Genomic DNA, 17,714 nt, shown 5'->3' on the forward strand with positions numbered 1-17,714 from the left:
TGTGGTCTATTTCGAGACAAGGGCAACGCTCGTACGTCAAAACATCGCCTCGGCGCACTTCATGTGCCCCTCGAAACCAAGTGATGTCGCCATGTCACGGTAGCGATCCCGATAATTGCGGTAAGTGATGTCGTCACCGCGAGCCTGTGCTGATAGTGCGCGCAGCCGCAGGAGCGGCAAGGCATGCAAGATGAAGCCCGGATCGGTAGGCACAGCGACAAGTCGATCGATTGACGACTGCGCTTCATCAAGGTCGCAGGGCGCTCCCCGTTGCAACAGCAATTCAATCAACGTCGAAGTCGCCAGGCCGCTCCAGATCATGTTCCCTGCATCCAAAAGTTCGTCGACGACATTCCGCGACAATTCAATTGCTGCGTCGATTTCGCCAGATCGGCTCTTTTCCCTCGCGATCAGGGTGTCGATGAACCACACCACGGATACGGTGAAGCGCTGTTCGAGGGCGGCTCGACGGACAGGGCCGAGCAGATCCCATCCGTGGCGCCGCGTGCGACCGCCCAGCTGCACGAGTAGAGCGCCTCTAGCCATTCGTGCGTTGGCGAGTGTGAAATCGTCGCCTGAGCGCTCGGCCACGTCGAGTGCTTCGGCGGTTTCACGTAGCGCGACGGCATCCGGCAGAAGTGCTCCGTATCCGATTAGGAGTGATTTGAACATGATCGTCAGCACGCGTGAGAACGGATCAGAATCCTTGGCCATTGCAATGGCCAAATCCAGGTCCTCCTTCCAACCGGTCTGTCCCAGGCAAGATTTCACTGAGCCGCGCATAGCCAATGCCAATGCCAGCGGTGACCCAACGATCAGGTTCCCCCTCGTCGGATCGCCCTGTGCAGCGTCGATAGCACGCTGTGACAATCGCAGAGCAGCAGCGGATTCTCCCGATTCCCACTTAGCCACAATTGCTCCGAACAACAGCCCAACGGTCATCTCAGGGTCGCCGATCGAGTCGAGGAGATCGGCGTACTCTGACGCCGATTGGGCCGCCTCACGAAATTCACCGTGAAAAGCCAGAGTCAACAACCGCCCAGACATGGCCATTGCCAGCGACCTCTTGTCGCCGACGTCCGTGGTGAGTACGCGTAGTTCATCAAAGCCCGTGTCCGCGACACTCCCACCGACACGCCATGCGGTGGCACAAAGCAGCGTTCGTGGGGCGATACGCATCGGCCAGCGGTCGGGATCACTGCTCGGCAACCGGTCGGCGACCTGCCGGGCTCGCTCCCAGCTCAATCGCGCTGCGGCGATATCACGGTTCGTTGACCATGAGCCTGCACGCATGTGCCAGTCGAAGGCTGCGTGGAGATCACCTGCGGCTTCAAGATGTTCGGCGATTAACGCCGCGTTCTGGTCGGCCCCAGCCGGGTCACGTTGCTGTATGGCGGCGGCCAGCCGCCGATGCAGCTCGGCGCGATCCGATTTCAGCTGCGATTCATAGGCCACGGTGCGGATCAGCGGATGACGGAACACATACACGGGATCGCCAGTGAAAGTGATCCGATCGATCAACTGGCCGCCGACCAGTTCGTCCAGGACAGGATCAACGCCCAGTGTTTCCACCTGGTCCCGGCTGAACTTCGAGCCGATGATCGCCGCTGCAGTCAGCGTGCGCTTAACCGCCGGGTCAAGCCGGTCGATGCGCGCGGCAATCGTTGCCTGCACGGTCGCGGGCACGCTCACCTGTGCAGCCTCGAACATCGAAACGTAGGCGCCGCGGTTTCCTTGCAGCACACCACGCTCGGCCAGTTCGCGCACCATCTCCTCGGCGAAAAATGGATTACCGGCAGCTCTTTCGGTGATCATCTGGCCCAGCTCGCTCACGGAGGGATCCGACCCGAGCAGCTGCGATACCAGGGTTGCCGTCTCCGGATCAGAAAGCGGGGTCAGGGTGATGCTCTGTGCACCGGGCACCCGGCTCAATGCGCCGGTGTATTCGGGGCGGTAGGTGATCAGCACCAGAGATCGGGTCCGCGGGACGACCGCTACTAGGTCGGCCAGCATCGACTCGCTGACTTCATCGATCCAGTGCGCATCCTCAATGACATAGATCGCCGGGGCTTTTCGGGCCAGCGAGGCGGCTTTGATCAACCGCCTCCGCCGCGCGTCTGGATCGATTTTGGGCAGCTCAACATTGGGATCAGCGATGCCCAACAGGTCGTCCAGCAGCAGCATGTCCTCCGGATCGGCGTCCGGCACGATTCGCATCCGTGCCCGCACCCGCCGACGAGCATGCGCATCATCGAGGCCGCGCACCCCGGTGATGGCGCGCATTAGCCGCACCACCACACGAAACGGGACATCGGTGGCGTGGGACTCGCAGAAGGTGGAAAACACCTCGACCCTCCGAGCCGCGGCGAGCGCACTGACCTCGCGCACCAGCCGGCTCTTACCGATACCCGGTGATCCCACCACCGTGACGACCGTCCCGTAGCCATCCATCGCGCGATCCAGCAAACCTTCAACGGCGGACATTTCCCAGCGCCGACCGACCAGATTCGACTCCATACGCCCGCCGGCGCGATGCCCTTCGCCCATTGCCAACAACCGATGAGCGGGGACCGGCGCGCCGCCACCCTTGATCTGGACCAGCTCAGATTCGCCTAGAGTCGCAACGCCATCGACAAGTCGCGCAGTCGAGGCGCTGAGCATCACCCCACCCGGCGGAGCCACCGATTCCATCCGTTGCGCCATGCCGACTTGCTCGCCGATGGCCGTGTAGCCGAACTGTCGCGAACCGATTTCACCGGCGACCACCTGACCGGAGTTAAGTCCCACACGCAACTGCAGCTCCACGCCGTCGCGCCCGCGGGCCTCTATGGCGAGCCGCTTCGCCTCCTCCTGAACGGCCAAGGCCGCCAGACTGGCACGAATGGCATGATCCTCCAACGCCACTGGCGCACCGAACACCGCCATGATCCCGTCACCAGTGAACTTATCGACCGTGCCGCCATACTGCTTTACAGCTGTGGCGCAGCGACCAGCGAGGTCGGCCAGGATCTCCCGCAGCCGCTCCGCTCCAACGGCAGAGGCGATCTCCATCGAGTGCACCACATCGGCGAACAGAACGGTCACCTGCTTGTACTCGGCCCGAGTATCGGATCTGTCGACGGGTGAGCCGCAACCGTGGCAGAACCGAGCATCCGCCAGGGGTTCTGTGCCACACGTCTGGCATGCAGCTACGGCCGTCATCCGACCTCCGCCAATCCTGCCCCCGGGTTCTCACAGGATATGCGATCTGATAGTCGATGAGGCACTGTTAGCTTCACGGTGGATGGTGCCTACGAAGTTTCGAGACTCTCACAACTCGTCTAGTTCGAGACCACGTTCAGTTCTGCGCTGGCCTGGTCGATTTGGTCGTACGCGTAGGTCACGACCTCGGCGGTGGTCATCGTTTCGCCATTGTGGGCGAGCGATTTGTAGATCGCCTCGCCGAGCACGTCACGCAGATGGGTGATCGCGGTGGTAATTCCGGGGAACCCCGCGGCAGAGAAAGGACTGAACGCGAACCCGGCAATTGTGGCCGCCGGTTCGTAGCGTCCGAGCCGGTCGAGAAGCGCGGCGAGGACGGCCAGCGGGACACGGAGTGTTGTGGTGTCGCCCGCATTGTGGAAGTTGCGGATTGCCAGAGTGAGGTGATCGAACGCCGCGGCGGTGTCGCCGCGCTCGGCCTCAATCCAGGCCGAATTGAGCGCCAAGGCTGACAGGTCGGTGCGGTTGCCGCTGTCTTGAGCGATCACCAGACCCCGGTCCAGGGCGTGAAGCGCCCCGACGGGATCCGCCTCACGAAAAGCCACACCGTAGGCACCGAGCGCCCAAGCGAGCAAAGTCGGGTTGCCCGTTGCCTCCGCAGCATCGATGAGGCCGTCCGCGCAATCCCTCGCCGCCTCACCGGAACCGGCCGCCGCCAACGCGAGGACGAGCCATGACCGAATGAGGACGGGGGCGTCGCGGCGGCGTGCGAGCTGGGCGCGGCACCAATCGGCTAACCGCTCGGGCTGCCCGATGGCTACGTATGCAACTCCAAGCACGGCTTCGATGCCGTACGGCACCGACTCGCGGCTCCTGCCGATGACGATCTGACCGGCTTCGCAATATCGGACAGCCGCCTCGATCCGTCCGGTCGAGTAGCACAGCGACGCAATCACGTACAGGAACGCCAGTCGCGGGTGCTCGACCGCACCGGCAGGCTCGATCAGCTCTTCAGCCCAGGAGACCGGCTCATGGGTTTGGGCCCCAGCGCCGAGCCACCCCGCATAGGTGGCGATGGTGGCGGCGACATCGAGATCGCCGTGGTCGGCGGCCCACCGGAATGCGGTCCGCAGATTGGGCAGCTCGACGGTGAACCAGTCGTAGGCCTGTCGCTGTCGGGGGCTGTCCCACAGGGCCATAACGTCGGCTTCGCGCCCGGCGAAGTAGCGCGAGTGGGTGGCCCGAACCTCGGATGCTTCGCCGCGGGCCACGAGTTGTTCCTCGGCGAACTGGCGGATCATCTCTAACATCGCAAACCGGGTCCGCCCCGCCGACCGGTCAGCGATCAGCAATGACTTGCGCACCAACGCATCGAGCAGATCCAGAGTGTCCAGTTCATCGACGGAGCCCGCCACAGCGCAGGCGCTTTCGAGGTCGAAACCCCCGGCGAACACCGAACACCGCTCCAGCAGCGCTTTCTCGGCGTCGTCCAGCAAATCGTAGGACCACGCCACCGCGTGGCGCAGTGTTTGGTGGCGTGACATGCCGCGCCGCGAGCCCACCAGCAGCCGGAACCGCTGATCCAGCCGATTCCGCACCTCGCTGGCGGTCATGGCCGCCATTCGCGAGGCCGCCAACTCGATGGCCAACGGGATGCCCTCGAGTCGGAGGCAGATTTCCACGACAGCGTCCGACTCGCCAGGCTGGGCCACCGAGAAGTCCGAAACGACACTCTGGGCGCGGTCGAGGAAAAGGGTCACGGCGGCAGATTCGGTTCCGGAGGTGACGTCGAGCGACGGGACACGCCATAACTGTTCGTCGCTGACCCCCAATCCTTCTCGGCTGGTGGCCAGAATCGTCACGGTCGCCGAGGCGGTCAGGATGGCTCCGACCAGATCCGCGACACTGTCGACAACGTGCTCGCAATTGTCGAACACCAGCAGGCGGACTCGGCCCTCCAACGCGGCCGCGAGACTGTCAGCCACGCTCTTGCCCGGTTGTTGGATGACGCCCAGCACCGCGGCCACCGCATCGGGCACCGCCGCCGGATCGGCGACCGCGGCCAAGTCGAAAAACCAGACCCCGTCCGGGAATTCGTCGGCCAGCCGCGTCGCGACTTCCACCGCCAGGCGAGTTTTGCCGATCCCGCCCGCCCCAGTCAACGTGACCAACCGATGAGCCTTTACGGCGGCTCGCACCTCAGCGATCTCGGACTCGCGCCCGACGAAGCTGGTGACCGCTGGCCGCAGGTTGCCGGGACTCGCATCCAGCGCACGTAATGGCGGAAAGTCCGTGCGAAGTCCCGCCGCTCGGAGCTGGAACATACCGATTGGGGTCGGTACATCCCGCAATCGGCGCGGTCCCAGGTCGACCAGATCAACACCACTGACCAGGCCCGCCGTCGACTCCGCCAGCAGGATCTGACCACCATGTCCAGCGGTCATTACTCGTGCAGCTCGATTAAGCACCGTTCCGAAGTAGTCACCCTGACGAAGTTCGGCTTCCCCGGTCGCGATGCCCATCCGCACCGGCAACTCCAGCGCACGCTGTGCGGCCACCGCGGCATCGACCGCTGACTTAGGTGAGACGAACGCAGCGCACACGCCGTCCCCGGTGTGTTTGAACAACCAGCCTTCGTGCGCCTCGATCGCCTTACACAACACTTCGTCGTGGGCGGCTAAAGCGATCCGCATCGCCTCCGCGTCGGACTCCCACCGACGGGTCGAACCCTCAATATCGGTGAACAGAAATGTCACTACACCCAAAGGCGGGTCCCGTCGGGACACCTGCACAGGATGTCATACAAGCCACGTCAACGCCGCCAGCCGAAACGAACTTTCAAGCTCGAGTAGATGCTGGACCATATTCTTGCGGGCCGAGGCACCGACCCCGGGATGAGGCGGATGGAACCCCGACACGATGGTGAGCCACCTTGCACGAGATCAATGCTCGGTCACGAGCATCCGTCGAATCAACGACGCAAGCATTCTTGCCAAACTGTTTCTAGATACCAGGTCCATAGACCATCCTTCACGCCCGTGACGAAAAAGGTCGAACATGGGAGGATGCCGGAAACCCGCGGCCTTACAGCAGGCTCGATTAATGTTGGGGGACCACATGGCTCACGAGCTGGCACCTGAGTAACGGCAACCACAATGACCGTCCAGCGGCTCGATATCCCGGCAAGTCAGTGGCGCCAGGCAGACGTCTCTGCGGTACGGAATGTACTGACCAATGTCGGCGATGATCCGGCACGGGTCCTGGCTTGGCGCGGATCAGTCGTCCTGAGCTTCGCCGACGTACCGGACGGTTATCCCTACCTGAATCCGGCCATCGCTGCGTTCCTGCAAAAGCTGTATTCAGAGGTCCCACACGTCTTGTACTTCCTGAATCCAGATCGGGCGAGCGGTGCGCTTGACAGCTTCTACGCGTCGATCGGCGCCCTGTCTGAAACCGAACACGGAATATGGGTCATGTGGTCGGATGACGTCGCGGCGGCGTTCTACCAAGCGTTGGCCTCGGCTGCTGAGTTCGCGATCTATCGAGGTGATGATTGGGTGGCGGTCGTCGAGGGCTTCGAGTACCACGAAGTCCAGACGAGGAATTCGGAGATACGCGCGATTCTCGTCGCTCGCGGAGTTATACCGGCGTAAGGCGGGAGCCGCCGTCATGGCATCGCCTCGGCCCAGGCGATATGCCCTTGGTAGCCAAGCGTTTTCGTTATGTCGCGGTAACGGTCCCGGCGGTCGCGATAGGCGGCCTCGTCGCCGCGAGTTCGCGCCGACAGCGCTCGCAGACGCAGCAGCCAGATGTCGCGCATCACCAGGCCCTCATCGGCGGACGCGGCCGCCAACCGCTCGATCGCGGCCTCGGCTTCTGCCACGTCACCGTCGGCCCCGCGGTCGAGCAGCGTTTCCACCAGAACACCGGTCACGGGGATGCCCCACAGCAGCAGTCGTCCGTCGCGGAACACATGGTCGCCCGTGGCGCGCAGCAGCGCGATGGCCTCATCGCGGTCTGCACGCGTCGCCTGTTCACGCGCCAAGTAGGCCTCGATGACCGGCAAGTCGCACACGTTGTGCCCCTGGCTGAGGAACACCTCGCGGACCCCGACGGCGAGCTGCTGCCCGCGGTCACGCTCGGCAGCCTCTTGGCGATGCATCAGCGCAAGACTCAACGCCGCCCGGATGAAACCCACCACGACGTCGTCGCTGGAGCGCTCGGCAATCCGTAGGGCACCCTCGATCTCGTCCAGCGCACGATCATCCGGCCTCAGGACGCCGAACGGGATCCCGAGCAAATAGGCGTAGCCGACGACCCCCGCGTAGGAAGCCGGGTCAATCTGTCGGGCCATCGGCATGCCGCGCCGCAGGTCTTCGGGCCATCCGGGAAGGCCCAGGAAATAACGGGCCATGCCCCGCGACGCGAACGCGAGCGCCAGCGGAGACCCGACCAGGAAGTTGCCTTTCGTCGGATCGCCGTGGGCCAGGTCGATCACGGTCTGCGAGCATCGCAGCACGTCACACCACCGGCCGCATTCGATCTGCCCGTAGATCACCGGGAAAGAAAGCCCTACCGTCAAGTTCTCATCTTCGAGCGCCTCGGCGAGGGCCCAGGCTTCCGACGCCAGCTGCGACGCCTCGCGCAGCCGGTCCTGATGGGCATGGCCGACCACCGAACCCGCCGTCGCGATGCCCAAGGACGCCTTGTCCCCCGCGGCGTTGCACAAGTCCCGCAATTCATCGAAGCGGTCACCGGCAATGTCGGCGTGGACGCGCCAGCCCGTCCCGCACAGCATGGTGCGCGGGGCGATGCGCATGGCCGCCCGGTGCGGGGGGTCAGCTTGTAGCGCATCGGCGATATCTGCCGCCCGCTGCCAGCTCAGCCGCGCCGCCTTGATGTCCCGGTTGGTCGCCCAGGTCGCGGCGCGCATGTGCCAGCCGTATGCGGCTTGCAAATCGCCGGCGGCCTCAAGGTGTTCGGCGATCAGTGCGGCGTTTTCGTCCGAGCCTTGGTCGCCGGCCTCAATCGCGGCGGCCAGCCGCCGGTGCAGATCCGAGCGATCCGATTTGAGCTGTGCTTCGTAGGCCACCGCACGAATGAGCGGATGGTGAAAGACGAATTCCGGTTCAGGACTGACCCGGACCTGATCGATGAGCTGTGCTGTCACCAAAGGGGGAAGCACCGGGTCGACACCGAGCACCCTGAGCAGGTCCAGGCCGAATCGCGAGCCGATGACGGCCGCGGCGCTCAGCGTCCGCTTGGCTTTCCGATCGAGCCGGTCGATGCGCGCGGCAATCGTCGCCTGCAGCGTAGCGGGCACCGTCACCTCGCTCACCTCCGCCGCCGTGATGTAGGCGCCGGGCTCCCCGTCCAGTACGCCGCGCTCGGCCAGTTCGCGGACCAATTCCTCGGCGAAAAACGGGTTACCGGCGGCCCTCTCGGCGACTCGTCGGCTCAGCGCACCAACCGAGGGGTGTGGACCGAGGAGCTGCGCGACGAGGGTCGCGGTTTCTGAATCACTCAGTGGCGCAAGGGCTACGGTGTGTGCATTGGCCACTCGAGTCAACGCGCCGCGATACTCGGGTCGATACGTGATCAGCACCAACGAAGCGGTCTGCGGGATCACCGTCAGGAAATCGGTCAGCATCGACTCGCTGGCCTCATCGATCCAGTGGGCGTCCTCGATGACGTAGACCGCAGTCCGTGGGCGGGACAACCTGGCGGCGGTCACCAGTGCGGCCAACCGCCGCCTGCGGGCATCGGGATCGATCGCCGGAACGGCTCTGCCCGGGTCGGCGATGCCGAGCAGGTCGTCGAGCAGTAGCGCGTCCTCGCGATCTGCGTCCGGCATCTGCTCTCGCACTCGGGCGCGGGCAGCCTGGGCGTCAAGGCCTTCGACCCCGGTGGCCGCCCGCAACAGACGCGCCACGGCATGAAATGGGACCTGGCTCGTGTGCGATTCGCAGAAAGTGTTGAACACCTCCACATCCCGGGCCGACGCCATTGCCGCGATCTCGCGCACCAGCCGGCTCTTGCCGATACCGGGTTCACCCACTACGTGGACAACAGCGCCGTGTCCAGCGAGTGCGCGGTCCAACAAGCCCTCGACGGTGGAGATTTCCCACCGGCGACCGACCAGATTCGACTCGGCGCGCTCTGTGGCGCGACGACGATCTCGCGTGTCCAGCAGGCGGTACGCGGTGACCGGTTCGGTGACGCCCTTGACGCGGACCAGCTCCGGTTGACTGAGCGCCGCCGCGCCGTCCACCAGTCGCGCGGTGGAGACGCTGAGCATCACCCCACCCGGCGGGGCGACCGATTCCATTCGTTGGGCCAGCCCGACCTGTTTACCCAGCGCGGTGTATCCGAAAGAGCCCGAACCGATTTCACCGGCGATCACCTGACCGGAATTCAGCCCCACCCGCAGGAGCAGTTCCGTACCGTCTCGCCGCTCTACCTCGGCTGCCAGCGCCTTCGCTTCGGCCTGAATGCTCAACGCCGAAAGGCATGCACGAAAAGCGTGGTCCTCCATTGCCACCGGCGCACCGAAGACCGCCATGATCCCGTCGCCGGTGAACTTGTCCACCGTGCCGCCGTAGCGCTGGACGACGGCCGCGCAGCGGTTGGCCAGGTCGACCATGATCTCGCGCAGCCGCTCCGTCCCGAGAGTCGCCGCGATGCCCATCGAGTCGACGACGTCGGCGAAGAGCACCGTGACCTGCTTGTACTCGGCCGGTCGGCTGACCTCGGTAACCGGTGCGCCGCAGTGATAACAGAACTTGGACGGCGGCGGAAGCTGTGTGCCGCACGAAGCACACGACAGTCCCGTTGCGCTCAGCGCAGCACGCGCGTCGTCCACGCCAATATGGTGTCACTGCGGGTCAACGATGTCGTCCTATCGTCGAGCCGGCGCAGTGGTGTCGGCGCAGTCTCGGTTGCGGCCCGGGCTGGCCGCTGTCGAGATCCGAGGCGAAACCCCTACGCCTCAGCCTGTTTCAGGTTCGATGCGCTGCCGGCGAGCGGCTCAATTGTTTGTTGGTGGGGGTTGGGGTTCGAAGGGGGTGTACCACCACCAGTCGGCGCGTTCGCCGAGGGGTCCGCGGCAGGGTGGGACGGCGGGTGGGGGGTGGTTCGGTGGTCGGGCGAGTGATCCCGCGGACAGTGGTCGGCCGCCGTCGTCGGTGACGACGAGGTGGTCGGCGGGTCCGGTGATGGTGATCAGGCCGCGGTGGTGTGCCCGGTGGTGATAGGGGCATAACAGCACCAGGTTGGTCAACTCGGTGGGGCCGCCGTTTTCCCAGTGCACGAGGTGGTGGGCGTGCAGACCGCGGGTGGCCCCGCAGCCGGGCACCGCGCAGGTGGGGTGGCGGTGCTCGAGGGCGCGGCGTAGCCGGCGGTTGACGGTGCGAGTGGTGCGCCCGGCGCCGATGGGCCGCCCGTCGCGTTCGAACCACACCTCGCAGGTGGCATCACAGGTCAGGTATTGGCGCTCGGCGTCGGAGAGCAGCGGACCCAGGTGTAGCGCGGCGGCACGCCGCTCAACATCGAGGTGCACCACCAACGTGGTGTGCTGCCCGTACGGGCGGCGGGTGGCCTCGGCGTCCCAGCCGGCCTCCACCAGTCGCAGAAACGCCTGCACGGTGTCCGGGAACGGCGGCGCCGCATCGGAGGCGGCCTCGCTATCGTCGCGGTCGCGCTTCCACTGGGCGATCAGCGCCTCCCGGTGCGACGCCAACGCCGCCTCGAACGTCGCCGCCTCGGGATGCGGAAGCTTGATCCGCCAACAGCTGCCCTCCTCGCTCGAGGTCTTGGTGATCGAGGGTTGCAGCTCCGGGCGGGCCTCGGCCTCGGGGCGCGGTTCGAGCTTGATCGCGGTGCGCAACTGAGTGACCGTGGCCACCTTCGCCAGCTGGACGTAATGCTCATCCGATCCCTCACCCGCGCGGGCGGCGATCACCCCGACCTGATCCAGCGACAACCGCCCCTGCCGCAACTCCCGGGTGCAGCGCGGAAACTCCTGCGCGCGGCCGGCCACCGTGGCGATCGTCTGCGCGTTGGCCGGTGAGCAGCCGGTCTTCCAGGCCACCAACGCCGGGATCGACCGCGCCCCGGTATTACCCCACAATCCGTCGCGATCGATCTCGGCGACGATGTCCACAATGCGCCCATCAATCGCATTGCGTTGACCGCACAACTCCGCCAACTCCTCAAACAACACCTCAAGACGCGTCGGCTCATTCACCACCCAAGCGCCAACAGATGCGGTCGAAGACATGACCCCATCATCACAACCAGGTACGACAAGTTTTCGGCCAAGAAATCCGCGCCGGACCCACGACCGTCGTCATTGGCCAAGCGGCACAATCTGAACGGCCACCGCACGGCGCGCAACCCAGCCACCTGCATCCGGGGTCACCGAGGATAAAGCTGCCGCAATCCAGGATTCCGGCCTGAGTCGATGCGGTACGTTCCTGAAGGGGAAATGCGATCAGCGCTGATCGAGGGGAGCAGTGGTGAGCTTTTTGGTGTGGCCGCCAGAGGTCAATTCGGTATTGCTGCTTGATGGACCGGGTCCTGGGCCGATGTTGGAGGCGGCGGCTGCCTGGGAGGGCGTCGGCTCCGAATTGAGTTCGGCGGCCAACGCGTTCAACTCCTTGACCTCGGACCTGGCCGGGCAGGCCTGGCAAGGGCCCGCGTCGGCCTCGATGACGGACGCGGCGGCCCGCTACGTGAGGTGGCTCGGCGGGGCGGCCGCCCAGGCCGAACAGTCGGCGGCCCAGGCCCGCGCGGCGGCAACCGCCTACGAGTCCGCGCTGGCGACGATCGTGGACCCGGCAGCGATCAACGCGAATCGCGGCCAATTGGTGTCGCTGGTGATCTCGAACCTGTTCGGTCAGAACGCCCCCGCGATCGCGGCCGCCGAGGCCGACTACGAGCAGATGTGGGCTCAGGACATCGCCGCGATGGGCGGGTATCACGCCAGCGCGTCGGCAACGGTCGCGCAGTTGGGCTCGTGGGAGCAAGCGCTGCAAAGCCTGCCCGGTGAATTCGTCCAAGCTGTCGAAAGCGAATTCCACCACGTGGCCAACACGGTCATCGGCACCATCTTCGGGGCGCCGGCCGCTCCGCCCTTCTCGGCGACGCAGACGGGGACCTACACCGGCGGACCGTCGCTGGCCACCCGGTTCGAAGAAGCCGCGCTGTACCCGGTGAAGCCCCTCCTGGGTTTCTTCCCGGGACTCGAAGCTCAGCTTTCGTCGCCCAGTTCCCCGTTCCTGCAGCTGTTTACCGGCAACAATCCGCTGCTCGGGATAGGCCTGTCCAACACCCCGCCGCGGTTGCTGCCGTTGCTGCTCGGAGAAACGGTGCAGCACACCACATATAACGGGATGGACGTCGTGCAGATCACCCCGGCTCACCCGACCGGCAACTACGTGGTGGCCATTCACGGTGGCGCGTTCATTTTCGCGCCCTCGATCTTCCACTGGCTCGACTACACGGTCATGGCGTATCAGACCGGCGCGACCATCGAAGTGCCGATCTACCCGCTGCTGCAGCAGGGCGGCACGGCCGGCACGGTGGTGCCCCAGATGGCCGGCTTCATCAACTCGCAGATCGCCGCGCACCCCGGGCATGTCAGCGTGACCGGCGACTCCGCCGGCGGCAACCTGGCTCTTGCGGCCCTCGAATACACGTTGGCCCAGAATCCGAATGCCGCCATGCCAACCTCGATGGTCCTGCTGTCTCCGTGGCTGGATGTCACGTTCAGCAACCCGAACATCGCGTTCGTCCAGGATCCCCTGCTGCCGGTTGCGCCTGGAATACAGATCGGCAAGGAGTGGGCGGGCGGCCTTTCCACGACCAACCCCGAGGTGAGCCCGCTGTACGCGTCGCAGACTGTGCTCAGCAAGCTCCCACCGACATACGTCTACTCGGGCAACCTGGATTCGCTGTCGCCCGACGTGCTCGTCCTCCAGCAGGAGGCGGCTACGGCGGGCGCCCCGTTCAACTTCGTGCTGGGCAACGGCGAAATCCACGACTGGATCATCCTCACTCTGGACGGCCCGCAGTACTGGGCGCAGATCGATCACGAACTCGGTATCGCCTAACCGGGTCGACGCTCTGAGCTGGCCCGAAGGAGGTGTCAGTACCATCGGCTCCGTGGCATCCAACGGCCCACCGGACGACTTCCACAATCAGCGGACGCAGTATGCGAACTATGGCGCCGCGGAACCGCCACCGGACCAGCCGGAACAACCCGAGGCGCTCGATCCGTTCGAGCAGGAACCCGAGCCGACCCCCTGGTACCGCAAGCCCGCCGGAATCATCGCCTGGATTATCGCCGTCCTGGTCCTGCTCGCACTGATCGTCTACGGGCTGATGGAGCTGATCCAGGGCGGCCAGGGCACCAGCCCCAGCCCGAGCACCACGAGCAGCACCACCCCGACGACGACCACCACCACGACGACGATGACGCCGACGACCACCGAATCATCGGCGCCGCCGCCCACCAGCAGCGCGGTCGAGCCGCCCGCACAGCAGCCGACCCAGCAGCCCACGCGCCAGCCGACCCAGCAACAGCCGACACATCGGCACCACATGCCCCAGCTGCCGTCGGTGATCACCATTCCCGACGGACCCGTGGTCACGCTGCCGCCGGGCCTTACGCAGTGAAGTCCGCGCTATGAGCGAGGCGCTCGGGCTGTCGATCGGGGCGGCCAATCTGGTGGCGGTCCGTTCGGGCAGCGCTCCGGTGGTCCGCAGCTCGGTCTTGACGCTGTTCGAGCACCGGCCCACCGAAATCGGCCTGCCGGAGGAAAACCCCAACCTCTCCGAGCCGGGTCTGGTGCTGCGTGGGTTCGTCGAGCGGGTCGGGGACCGCGCGCCGCTGGTGGCAGCCGACGGGACGAAGTACCTCGGCGAGGTGCTGACGGTCGAGGCGATCGAGGCCATGGCCCGCACGGTGGGCTACGGCACGCCCGTCACCGTCGCGGTTCCCGCCTACTGGTCGGAGGCGCAAACCACCGCGCTGCGCGACGAATTTTTCGCCCAGCCGGACCTGACCCGCGGCGGTGTGGCGCCGGCCCTGATCTCCGACGCCACCGCCGCGCTCTCGACGCTGCGCGCCCACCCGGGATTCCCGGGCGGCGTCGTCGCGGTGTGCGATTTCGGCGCCAGCGGCACCAGCGTCACGTTGATCAATGCCGGGTCGACCCTTGCACAGATTGGTTCGTCGGTGCGCTACACCGACTTCTCCGGCGACGGGATCGACCAACTCATCCTCGATTACGTGCGCTCGGGCGGTTCGGACGCCACCAGCACCGACCTGGCCAGCACCGCCCGAATCGGAGCGCAGGCGCGCCAACTCGCCCAATGCCGCCGCGTCAAGGAGCAGCTGTCCAGCACCACGGTTGCCGGTGACGAGGTCCGGCTTACCCGCGCCGAACTCGAACAGCTCATCTCGCAACCGCTGGACGGATTCATCGGCACCGTGGAAGACACGTTGCAGCGCAACGGGATCGAGCGGTCCAACCTGGCGGCCGTGGCGGCCGTCGGCGGGGGCGCCAGCATCCCGTTGGTCGCCGCGCGTTTGTCGGAGCGCCTGCGGGTGCCGATCCACACCGCGCCGCAACCCGCGCTCGCCGCCGCCGTCGGCGCGGCGGTGCTGGGCCAACAGCAGGCCGCGGCGGGTGTCGCGACCGCCGCCAGCCCCGTCGTGGAAAACCCGACCGAATTGGTCGAGACCGCCAAGGTCGTCGACGGCGGCCCCGCCCTGGCGTGGTCGGCCGACGCCGACGACGCCGCCGAGCCGGTGCCCTACGTCGGCCCCGACATGACCGGCGAATACGGCCGGGAGCCAACGAGATTGGGTGACACCGACAGCGGCCGCCTCGCCGCCGCGACCGGGACGCTGCCGTGGTACAAGCGCACCGCGCTGGTGTTGAGCGTCGTCGGCGCGGCCGCGGCCGTGCTGCTCGCGGTGGTGTTGGCGCTGACCCTGGGCCACCCGAAAACCACCCCGACCAACAACACCCCGCCGACCGAACAAGCGCCGCCGCAAACGTCGCAGACGGAAACGATCACGGAGCCGAACGGCACCACCACCGTGACGGTGCTTCCGCCCCCGCCGCCACCGCCGTCGTCATCGACCGAGCCTCCGGCGACGACCACGACCAGCAGTCCGCCGCCCACGACCACAACGGCGGCGCCGACCACCACGAGCGCCCAGCCGACCACGACGTCGCAGGCAACCACCACCGCGGCGCCGACGACCACGCGACAAAGGCCGCTGCCGCTGCCCCTGCCGCAACCGCCGTTCGGACGTTAGCCGCAGGCCACGGGCGCCGCCGAGCGGCGACTTAGGGCAGCCTATCTCGCACCGAAACCTACCCAGATGTCACTATGAGCAAGCCTCGGTAGGCAACAAACTAGGAATTGGGGAGACCTTCTGTGACCACGCAAACGCTCATCAGACTGATACTCGGACTGGGCATGACCGTGGTGGTGGGCGCTTTCGCTGCGCGCCGCGTCCTGTGGCTGAACAAGCTGATCATGTCCGGCCAGCCGGCCAGCGGGCGCGCCGACCACGTCGGCAACCGCATCTGGACGGAACTCACCGAGGTGTTCGGGCAGCGCAAGCTGCTGAAGTGGTCGCTGCCCGGTCTGGCGCACTTCTTCACCATGTGGGGATTCTTCATCCTGCTGACGGTCTATATCGAGGCCTACGGCGTGCTGTTCCAGCCCAACTTCCACATCCCGATCATCGGCCGCTGGGACGCGCTGGGCGCCCTGCAGGACTTCTTCGCGCTGGCCGTGCTGACCGGCATCGTGACCTTCGCGATCATCCGGCTGCGCACCGAGCCGAAAGAGTACGGCCGCCAGTCCCGCTTCTACGGCTCACACACCGGCGGCGCCTGGCTGATCCTGTTCATGATCTTCAACGTCATCTGGACGTACGCCATCTTCCGCGGGGCCTCGGTGAACGCGCTCGGCGACGAATTCCCTTACGGCCGCGGCGCTTTCTTCAGCCATTTCATGGGCTCGCTGCTGCGGCCGTTGGGGCACAACACCAATGAGATCGTCGAGACCGTCGCCCTGATGCTGCACATCGGCGTCATGCTGGCGTTCCTGCTGATCGTGTTGCACTCCAAGCACTTACACATCTTCCTGGCGCCCATCAACGTCATCTTCAAGCGCCTGCCCGACGGGCTCGGCCCGCTGTTGCCCATCGAGTCCGACGGTAAGCCAATCGACTTCGAAAACCCGCCGGACGACGCGCAATTCGGCCGCGGCAAGATCGAGGACTTCACCTGGAAGGGCATGCTCGACTTCGCCACCTGCACCGAGTGTGGGCGCTGTCAGTCGCAGTGTCCGGCCTGGAACACCGGAAAGCCGCTGTCGCCCAAGCTCGTCATCATGGACCTGCGCGACCACTGGATGGCCAAGGCGCCATACATCCTGGGGGACAAGGAGACTCCGCTCGAGAACACCCCGGAGGGCGGGGTCGCCGAGAACCTGAGCGGCGAGAAGCACGCCGAGGAGCATCACGTCCCCGAGTCAGGCTTCGGCCGCGTGATGGGCTCGGGTCCGGAGCAGGCGACCCGCCCGCTGGTCGGCACCGCCGAGCAGGGCGGCGTCATCGACCCCGACGTGCTGTGGTCCTGCGTGACGTGCGGCGCCTGCGTCGAGCAGTGCCCGGTGGACATCGAGCACGTCGACCACATCGTCGACATGCGCCGCTACCAGGTGATGATGGAGTCGGAGTTCCCCTCCGAGCTGTCGGTGCTGTTCAAAAACCTTGAGACCAAGGCGAATCCGTGGGGCCAGAACGCCTCCGACCGGACCAACTGGATCGACGAGGTCGACTTCGACGTCCCGGTGTACGGCGAGGACGTCGACAGCTTCGACGGCTACGAGTACCTGTTCTGGGTGGGCTGCGCCGGCGCGTATGACGACAAGGCGAAGAAGACCACCAAGGCCGTCGCCGAGTTGCTGGCCGTCGCCGGCGTGAAGTACCTGGTGCTGGGGACGGGCGAAACGTGCAACGGCGACTCCGCGCGCCGGTCGGGCAACGAGTTCCTCTTCCAGCAGCTGGCCGCCCAGGCCGTCGAGACCCTGGACGGGCTGTTCGAGGGCGTGGAGACCGTCGACCGCAAGATCGTCGTCACCTGCCCGCACTGCTTCAACACCCTGGGCAAGGAGTACCGGCAGCTGGGCTCCAACTACACCGTGTTGCACCACACGCAGCTGCTCAACCGGCTGGTGCGGGACAAGAAGCTGGTGCCGGTTACGTCTGTCTCCCAGGAGATCACGTATCACGACCCGTGTTATTTGGGCCGGCACAACAAGGTGTACGAGGCGCCGCGCGAGCTGATCGGCGCCGCGGGCGCCACCCTCACCGAGATGCCGCGGCACGCCGAGCGCAGCTTCTGCTGCGGCGCCGGCGGTGCGCGTATGTGGATGGAAGAGCACATCGGCAAGCGGATCAACCACGAGCGCGTCGACGAGGC

At 65.9% G+C, this 17,714-nt stretch carries 9 protein-coding genes; 5 read left to right on the forward strand and 4 right to left on the reverse strand.

Annotated elements, in window-relative coordinates; all coding sequences use genetic code 11:
• Positions 1–36 precede the first annotated feature (36 nt).
• Positions 37–3,084: an adenylate/guanylate cyclase domain-containing protein gene (locus tag N415_RS03615; protein ID WP_343203450.1), complete on the reverse strand. Its 3,048-nt coding sequence runs from the start codon at positions 3,082–3,084 to the stop codon at positions 37–39.
• Between the two features lie 236 nt (positions 3,085–3,320).
• Positions 3,321–5,993, reverse strand: coding sequence for an adenylate/guanylate cyclase domain-containing protein (locus N415_RS03620; RefSeq protein WP_239645439.1), 2,673 nt, complete (start codon positions 5,991–5,993; stop codon positions 3,321–3,323).
• 363 nt (positions 5,994–6,356) lie between these two features.
• On the opposite strand from N415_RS03620, the gene N415_RS03625 reads away from it, so the two are divergent.
• Positions 6,357–6,854, forward strand: coding sequence for a hypothetical protein (locus N415_RS03625; RefSeq protein WP_068177307.1), 498 nt, complete (start codon positions 6,357–6,359; stop codon positions 6,852–6,854).
• A 14-nt stretch (positions 6,855–6,868) separates the two neighbouring features.
• Here N415_RS03625 and N415_RS03630 read toward each other — a convergent pair whose 3' ends face one another.
• The gene (locus N415_RS03630) at positions 6,869–10,063 is read right to left on the reverse strand and encodes an adenylate/guanylate cyclase domain-containing protein (RefSeq protein ID WP_255342503.1); all 3,195 of its coding nucleotides are present in this window, start codon (positions 10,061–10,063) and stop codon (positions 6,869–6,871) included.
• 165 nt (positions 10,064–10,228) lie between these two features.
• Positions 10,229–11,479, reverse strand: a complete 1,251-nt coding sequence (locus tag N415_RS03635) for an HNH endonuclease signature motif containing protein (RefSeq protein ID WP_068177308.1) — start codon at positions 11,477–11,479, stop codon at positions 10,229–10,231.
• A gap of 250 nt (positions 11,480–11,729) precedes the next feature.
• Between N415_RS03635 and N415_RS03640 the strand changes: the two genes are divergently transcribed.
• The 4 genes from N415_RS03640 to N415_RS03655 all read left to right on the forward strand — a co-directional run.
• Positions 11,730–13,313, forward strand: a complete 1,584-nt coding sequence (locus N415_RS03640) for a PPE family protein (protein WP_068177329.1) — start codon at positions 11,730–11,732, stop codon at positions 13,311–13,313.
• Between the two features lie 52 nt (positions 13,314–13,365).
• Positions 13,366–13,878 carry a hypothetical protein gene (locus tag N415_RS03645; protein WP_068177310.1) on the forward strand — a complete coding sequence of 171 codons (513 nt, stop codon included), beginning with the start codon at positions 13,366–13,368 and terminating at the stop codon, positions 13,876–13,878.
• A 10-nt stretch (positions 13,879–13,888) separates the two neighbouring features.
• Positions 13,889–15,532, forward strand: a complete 1,644-nt coding sequence (locus N415_RS03650; RefSeq protein ID WP_068177312.1) for an Hsp70 family protein — start codon at positions 13,889–13,891, stop codon at positions 15,530–15,532.
• A gap of 122 nt (positions 15,533–15,654) precedes the next feature.
• Positions 15,655–17,714: heterodisulfide reductase-related iron-sulfur binding cluster (locus tag N415_RS03655; protein ID WP_068177314.1), on the forward strand; the 2,060-nt coding region annotated here is incomplete at its 3' end.

The sequence above is a fragment of the Mycobacterium sp. UM_CSW genome, from assembly GCF_000455205.1.
Lineage (GTDB): Bacteria > Actinomycetota > Actinomycetes > Mycobacteriales > Mycobacteriaceae > Mycobacterium.